We start from the raw sequence: 6,660 nt of genomic DNA, 5'->3' as shown, positions 1-6,660 counted from the left end.
GGCGGCCATGATCGAGAGGTCGAAGCAGTTCACCAGGACGGAGCACTGGCGGAAATAGTCCGCCAGGACCGGCGTGGGGTCATCCTCAATGATGTTGAAGGAGCGCAGCAGGTACGCGAGCGCCGTGTTGCGGTGGCCATGCTTGAGTTCGGACTCGAAGACCTGCTCGCTGACCGAGAGCTGACGGCCGGCGAAAGCGGAGTACGTGCTGAGGATCCTTTTGAAGCCGGACTGCCCGCCGGAGCCCCTGATCAGCGAGGTCGCGGTGAGGGCGCCGGCGTTGATCATCGCATTGGCCGGCCGGCCCGTCCCCTCGGCCAGGGAGATCTCGTTGAACGAGTCCCCCGACGGCTCCACGTCCACTTTGGCGTCCACGGCGTCGTTGCCGAGGTCCTCGAGGGCCAGCCCGTAGGTGAAGGGCTTAGAGATGGACTGGATCGTGAATTCCTCGCGGGTGTCACCGATTTCGTATACCTTGCCGTCCACGGTGGCGAGGGCGATGCCGAAGTTGTCCGGGTCCACGTTGGCCATGGCCGGGATGGTGCTGTAGGGCTTGCCGTCCTTGAGCTGGGCGATCTCGGCGTGGATCTGGCGCAGGTAGCTGTCGATCGGCGATTCCATAGTGCCAACACTAGGGGACAGCGTGTTGCGGGCGGCCTGCACGGCCCTCAGGCGTGCTTGCTCTCCCGCAGGATCCAGTGGTCCTTGTCCAGGCGGCCCACGATCTTCTCGCCGATCCGGGCGAGGTCGGCGACGTCCTCCTCGCTCAGGGCGTCGAGGAACAGCGAACGGACGGCCTCGACGTGGCCCGGGGCGAGCTCCTCGATGGTCTCCATCCCCGCGTCGGTGAGGTGCGCCGTCGTCACCCGGGCGTCCCCCGGGTGCGGGCGGCGCTCCACCCACCCGCGGGTCTGCAGCTTGGTGACGACGTGGGAGAGCCGGGACAGTGAGGCACTCGTGCGCGCGGCGAGTTCGCTCATGGGCAGAAAACGGCCGTCGGCCTCGGAGAGCATCGCCAGGACGTTGTAGTCGAAGAGGGAGAGCTTGCGCGCGTGGTGAAGCTGCGTGTCCAGGGCTGCCGGAAGCAGGGTGTTGATGCTTACTTGGGCCAGCCAGGCCCGTCGTTCGTCGGCGTTCAGCCAGCGCGGTTCAGTCATGGATACAGTCTAGGAGCATTGAAGCTTGACGGTTCAACTTCGCTGGATTTCCGTGACGGAAGAATCACGGCCCGGCGCCGGGGACAGACGGTAGGCTGACCCTTATGTATGTAGTCTCGCTGACCTACAAGGTCCCCGAAGAGATCGTTGACTTCCATCTTCCGGCCCACGTCACGTGGCTGCAGGATGCTTTCGACCAGGGCATCTTTATGGTCGCTGGGCGGAAAATCCCACGCACAGGCGCCCTGTTGCTCTCCAACGCGGACCGCGATGCCCTCGACGCCTCGCTGGCCAGGGATCCGTTCTATGTCAACGGAGTGGCCGAATTCGACGTCGAGGAGTTCCACGCGAGCCGGGTGGCTCCGGGCTACGAGAACCTGCTGGACAGCTGACGCCGGGCCGCCGCGCGTCCCGGGCCTCCCAAGGCGCCCAGGGCGGACGAGCACTGTTCAGCCCGCGGGGATCCTGGCGGCCAGTTTCTTCAGTCCTGCCTTCGGCGGGACCCTGACCGGCGCCGGCCAGCGCGGCCTGAGCTCGTCGCCGAGCGTGACACCCCTGAGCTTGCGCCCGAAGAGCGGCAGGACCCAGTCATGTACCCAACGGCGCTGCCGTCGTTCCCAGTCCCGGAGGCCGAGTTTCGCCGGCGGCGCCCATTCCTTGGGCTTGACCTTGTGCGGGACACCTAGCTGGTCCAGGACCTGGCCGGCGAGATACTTGTGGCCCGCCTTGGACATGTGCAGCCGGTCCGAATCCCACATCCGCGGATCATAGAACGCGTCGAAGCACCAGTAGTCCACCAGCACGGCCTCGTACCTGGCCGCCACCTCGCGGACCCGCTGGTTGTAGATGGCGTTCCGCCTCTTCAGGGGTTCCAGTAGCGCCGAGACCCTGACATCGAAGCCGGTGAACAGCACTACCGTGGCCCCGCTCGCGGCAATTCTGGCGACGAGGAACTCGTAGTCCTTCATCAGTGCGTGGATGTCGGTCCCGATATCCAGGATGTCGTTCCCGCCCGCGTACAGGGTGATCAGGGTCGGTTCCATGGCGAGCGCGGCGTCGAGCTGTTCCGCGATGACGTGCCGCAGCCTTTTGCTGCGGATGGCGAGATTGGCGTATTCCCACCCCGGGTCCGCCCTGGCCAGTTGCTCCGCCACCCGGTCCGCCCACCCGCGCACCCCGTTGGGCAGCCGGGGATTGTAGTCCCCCACCCCCTCGGTGAAGGAATCCCCCAGGGCAACATAGACCCGCCGCCCATCAGCGCCCGGGGATAGAAGGTTTTCGGCCATGAAGCCACGGTAGCCAACCCACCCGGCCAGCAGGGAACAGCAGGGTAAACGGGAGGGGCACGAGGGCGAGCCGACCAAAAGACTGCCGCGGGTCGCCCTCAGGGAAACAACGCGGGGTCACCTACGGCCCATCCCAGTGGGGATTATGGGCGGTAAGTGACCCCGCGTTGCAGTTGAGGGTGCGCCGACCGCAAGTCCGGACGGACCTGCGGGAGCGTCGCTTAGAGCTCGGCCTTCCCCTGCCGCCAGTACCCCATGAACGACACCTGCTTCCGGTCGATCCCCACGTCCCGCACCAGGTACCGGCGCAGCTCCTTGACGACCCCCGCTTCACCGGCGATCCAGGCATAGAACGGCATGGCCCCCGCGGGCTTGTCCGGGTTCCTGCTGGCGCTGATCGCCGCGGCATCCATCCGTGCGGGGGTCTCCCACAGGATGTCGTGGTCCACGTTGACGTCCTCGGGTTCGGGGCCGGCGGCAGGCTCGCGGGATGACCCGAGCCCGACCCAGCCGGGGAGGGTGACGGCGGCGCGGACCGCCTGCTGCAGCAATTCGCCGTGCGGACGCGACCGGCCGATCGCCGCACCGCGCGCGAGCCAGGTGATCCCGACGTCGGCGGCTGTCGTGATGCCCTGGAAGTCGCCGGCTTCCGGAACCTCGAGGATGGCGTGCCCGCTCACGTACGACGGCAGGCTCTCGAGAATGGCGCTGATGGCAGGCACGGCCGTCTCATCGCCGGCCAGCAGGACCCGCTGGGCCAGGCCCGGCCGCCATTCGATCCCGGAGTACGTTTCTGCCGTGATGCAGTGCGCAGCCCGGTTGTTTGGTCCTATCAGAGTCAGTGTGTCCCCCGGCGTGGCGTTAAGGGCCCAGTGGGCGGCCGGTCCGCCGTGGCCGGCGTCGTCAAAGTGCAGCACGAAGTCGACGTCGAGTTCCGGGTAGACAGCGTCAAGGCGTTCCTGCCGCACGGTGTAAGTGCGCATGGAGCCGCGGGTCGCAGGATCCATGGCCAGCCACTCGCGGTACCAGCCGGCCTGCTCCATCCGGAACTCCGGCAGCGGCAACGCGGCACCGTCCGCGGCCAGCGACGGAATCATGAGCTTGATGCGCAGGTCCAGCGTGCCGCCATGGACCCCGAAGTTCCGCAGCGAATAGCCCCCGAACGTGACCCGCCGGAAGTGTGGTCCGAGTTGCTGGACCGCCGTGACCTGGACGTGGAAGGCGAGGGTCGTGGGTTCGGCGCCGCGTGGGGTCTTGGGGCCGGTCCGGGTGCGGGCCGGGGTGGGGTTCGTTGCAGTCATGGGACCAGCTCCAGGCTTGTGGTGTGCGGGGAATCGGCATGGTGGCGGCCCAGCGGGATGATCAGGGGTGCGCCGGACACCGGGTCCGGGAGCACCCGGGACTTCAGGCCGAACACGTCGCGGACCATTTCCTCGGTGACCACCGCCCGGGCGGAGCCTTCGGCCACGATCCGTCCGTTCTTCATGCCGATGATGTGGTCCGCGTACCGTGCGGCGAGGTTGAGGTCGTGCAGCACGATCGCCACGGTGGTGCCGCGCCGGCGGTTGAGGTCGGTGATGAGGTCCAGGACCTCCACCTGGTGGGTGAGGTCCAGGTAGGTGGTGGGCTCGTCCAGCAGCAGCACATCGGTTTCCTGCGCCAGTGCCATCGCGATCCACACCCGCTGCCGCTGCCCGCCGGAGAGTTCGTCCACGTTGCGCCCGGCGAGTTCCAGCGTTTCAGTGGCCTCCATCGCCTCCTGGACGGCGCGCTCGTCGTGCGACGGGACGCCTGCGGGCCGGGTCCGGAAGAATCCCTGGTGCGGATAGCGGCCGCGGCCCACGAGGTCCCGGACGGTGATGCCGTCAGGTGCCGTCGGATGCTGCGGAAGCAGCCCCAGCGTGCGCGCCACCTCCCGGGCGGGCCGGCGGTGGATGTCCCGACCGTCCAGTGTGACGGTGCCCGCCGCCGGCTTGAGCAGCCGGGCGAGGCCGCGGAGCAGCGTGGATTTACCGCAGGCGTTAGCGCCGACAATCATGGTCACCTTGCCCTGGGGGATTTCCGTGCTGAGTCCCTCGATCACGGTCCGCTGCTCGTATTTCAGCGTCAGGCCGGAGGTCTGGAGTGTTACCATCTCAGGCGTCCTTTCGGTTGGAGGTGACAAGCAGCCAGATCAGGAACGGGGCACCGAGGGCGCCGGTGACCACTCCGACCGGCAGGACCGTTCCGTCCAGCAGCAGCGGTGCGATATTGGCGGCGACGTAGTCGGCGGCCAGGACGATCACCACACCGGCGAGGGCGGAGGCCGGGAGGCTCGCCGTGCCGACGAACCGGCGCGCGATCGGCCCGGCGAGGAACGCGACGAACGCGACCGGCCCTGCTGCCGCCGTCGCCGCGGCCGCGAGTCCGACGGCGGTGATCACAATGCCCAGCCGGGCCGTGCCCACCCGGACACCGAGGCCGGCTGCGGCATCGTCGCCGAGTTCGAGGATGCGCAGTGGGCCGGCGAGGAGTGCGACGGCAGGAATCAGGACGATCAGTGCGAGGCCAAGGACTCCGGCCCGGTCCCAGTTCGCGGAGTTGAGCGAGCCGTTCAGCCAGACCAGGACGTCGGCGGCGGTGCGGATGTCCGTTCTGGTCATGAGGAAACTGACCATGGCGTGAAGGGCTGCGGCGATGCCTACTCCGGCCAGGATCAGCCGGCTGCCTGCGGCGTCGCCTCTGCGCCTTCCGGAACCGAGGGATCCGCTGCGGGAGATGGCGTAGATGATGCCGGCCACGGCCAGCGCCCCGGCGAAGGCAGCGCCCGAGACGGTGACGCCGGATGCGCCGAAGACGGCAATCGCCGTCACGGCCGCGGCGCTGGCCCCATAGCTGATACCGATCACGTCCGGGCTGGCCAGGGGATTGCGGAGCATGGTCTGGAACAGCGCGCCGGACAGCCCGAAGGAGGCTCCGATCAGCGTCCCCACGACGGCGCGCGGCAGCTTGTGTTCCATCACGATGAAACTGGCGCCCGGGATCTTCTCCCCGCCGGTGAGGTGTGCGCCCAGGATTCTGAAGAAGTCGGGGATGGTGACGGTGTAGCTGCCCAGGAGCACGCTGGCGGCGAAGATCGCCACGGCTGCCAGGGCCAGGACGGCGGTCCGGGTGGGCAGGGCCCGGACGGCGGTCCGGGTGGGCAGGGCCCGGCCCCGCACCGGCCACCGAGGTGTCAGATAACGCCGATGCTCGGGCGGCACATGGGCATTAAGTGTCACCTCGGCGCCGGGTTCGCTCACAGCCCTGCCCCCTTGCCGCGCCGGACCAGCCAGACGAATACCGGCGCGCCGACGAGCGCTGTCATGATCCCGGCCGGGACTTCGCCCGGAAGCAGGATGACACGGCCGATCACGTCGGCCGCCAGCAGCAGCGCCGGGGCCAGGACCAGGGAGAAGGGCAGGATCCAGCGGTAGTCGGGACCGGTGAGGAAGCGGACGGCGTGCGGAATGACGAGGCCCACGAATCCGATCGGGCCGGCCAGCGCCGTGGCAGCGCCGCAGAGCAGGACGATGCCGAGGGCGGCGACGCCGCGGGTCAGCCCCACCCGCTGGCCCAGCCCGCGGGCGAGGTCATCGCCGAGGGCGAGGTTGTTGAGGATCCGGCCCGTGCAAAGCACTATCGCGGCACCCAGCAGCAGGAACGGCAGGGCCTGGAGGATCACGGACCAGTCGCGCCCGGCGATCCCGCCGACCTGCCAGAACCTGAAGCGGTCCAGGGTGTCCCGGCTGGACACCAGGATGACGTTCATGAGCGAGAAGAGCCCCGCGCTCAGGGCAGCGCCCGCGAGGGCGAGCTTCACCGGCGTCGCACCGTCCCTGCCGAGCGAGGCGATCAGATAGACCACGACGGCGGCGGCCGCGGCCCCGCCGAATGCGAACCAGATGTACCCGGCAAGCGAGGAGACGCCGAAGACGTAGATTCCCGTGACGACGGCCAGCGCGGCGCCGGCGTTGATCCCGATGATGCCCGGGTCCGCGAGGGGGTTGCGGGCCACGCCCTGCATTGCCGCCCCGGCGAGACCGAGGGCGCCGCCGGCGAGCAGCCCGAGGACGGTCCGGGGAATCCGGGCGTAGACCACAGCGTGGTCGCCGCTGGCCGGATCGAACCGGGTCAGCGCCTGCCACACGGTCTCGAGGTCCAGGCCGCGGGCGCCGATGGCGAGCGACGCCGCGGTC

At 68.8% G+C, this 6,660-nt stretch carries 8 protein-coding genes; 1 reads left to right on the top strand and 7 read right to left on the bottom strand.

What is annotated here, in order from left to right; all coding sequences use genetic code 11:
- The coding region (locus tag K789_RS0102550; RefSeq protein ID WP_024365380.1) for a glutaminase at window positions 1-621 on the bottom strand (621 nt) is incomplete at its 3' end.
- A 47-nt stretch (window positions 622-668) separates the two neighbouring features.
- Entirely contained in the window at window positions 669-1,157 is a 489-nt protein-coding gene (locus K789_RS0102545) for a MarR family winged helix-turn-helix transcriptional regulator (RefSeq protein WP_024365379.1), read from the bottom strand.
- Window positions 1,158-1,261: 104 nt separating this feature from the next.
- Here K789_RS0102545 and K789_RS0102540 point away from each other — a divergent pair, with 104 nt between their 5' ends.
- Window positions 1,262-1,549, top strand: coding sequence for a YciI family protein (locus tag K789_RS0102540; protein WP_024365378.1), 288 nt, complete (start codon window positions 1,262-1,264; stop codon window positions 1,547-1,549).
- Window positions 1,550-1,606: 57 nt separating this feature from the next.
- Here the strand turns inward: K789_RS0102540 and K789_RS0102535 are convergent, their stop codons facing one another.
- From K789_RS0102535 to K789_RS0102515, 5 genes are all read right to left on the bottom strand, one after another.
- On the bottom strand, window positions 1,607-2,443 hold the full coding sequence (locus tag K789_RS0102535) for an SGNH/GDSL hydrolase family protein (protein ID WP_024365377.1): 837 nt from the start codon (window positions 2,441-2,443) through the stop codon (window positions 1,607-1,609).
- Between the two features lie 221 nt (window positions 2,444-2,664).
- Window positions 2,665-3,744 carry a siderophore-interacting protein gene (locus K789_RS0102530; RefSeq protein ID WP_024365376.1) on the bottom strand — a complete coding sequence of 360 codons (1,080 nt, stop codon included), beginning with the start codon at window positions 3,742-3,744 and terminating at the stop codon, window positions 2,665-2,667.
- Window positions 3,741-4,577 carry an ABC transporter ATP-binding protein gene (locus K789_RS0102525; RefSeq protein WP_024365375.1) on the bottom strand — a complete coding sequence of 279 codons (837 nt, stop codon included), beginning with the start codon at window positions 4,575-4,577 and terminating at the stop codon, window positions 3,741-3,743. Before K789_RS0102525 ends, K789_RS0102530 begins: the two co-directional genes overlap by 4 nt.
- Window position 4,578: 1 nt before the next feature.
- Window positions 4,579-5,601 (bottom strand): iron chelate uptake ABC transporter family permease subunit, encoded by a 1,023-nt coding sequence (locus tag K789_RS0102520; protein ID WP_024365374.1) that lies wholly within the window; start codon window positions 5,599-5,601, stop codon window positions 4,579-4,581.
- Between the two features lie 119 nt (window positions 5,602-5,720).
- A partial coding sequence (locus tag K789_RS0102515) for a FecCD family ABC transporter permease (RefSeq protein ID WP_024365373.1) occupies window positions 5,721-6,660 on the bottom strand: 940 nt, incomplete at its 5' end.

The organism is Arthrobacter sp. TB 26 (assembly GCF_000427315.1).
GTDB lineage: Bacteria > Actinomycetota > Actinomycetes > Actinomycetales > Micrococcaceae > Arthrobacter.
Note: the sequence above shows the minus strand (reverse complement) of the source record. Positions and strands in the feature narration are given on the sequence as shown.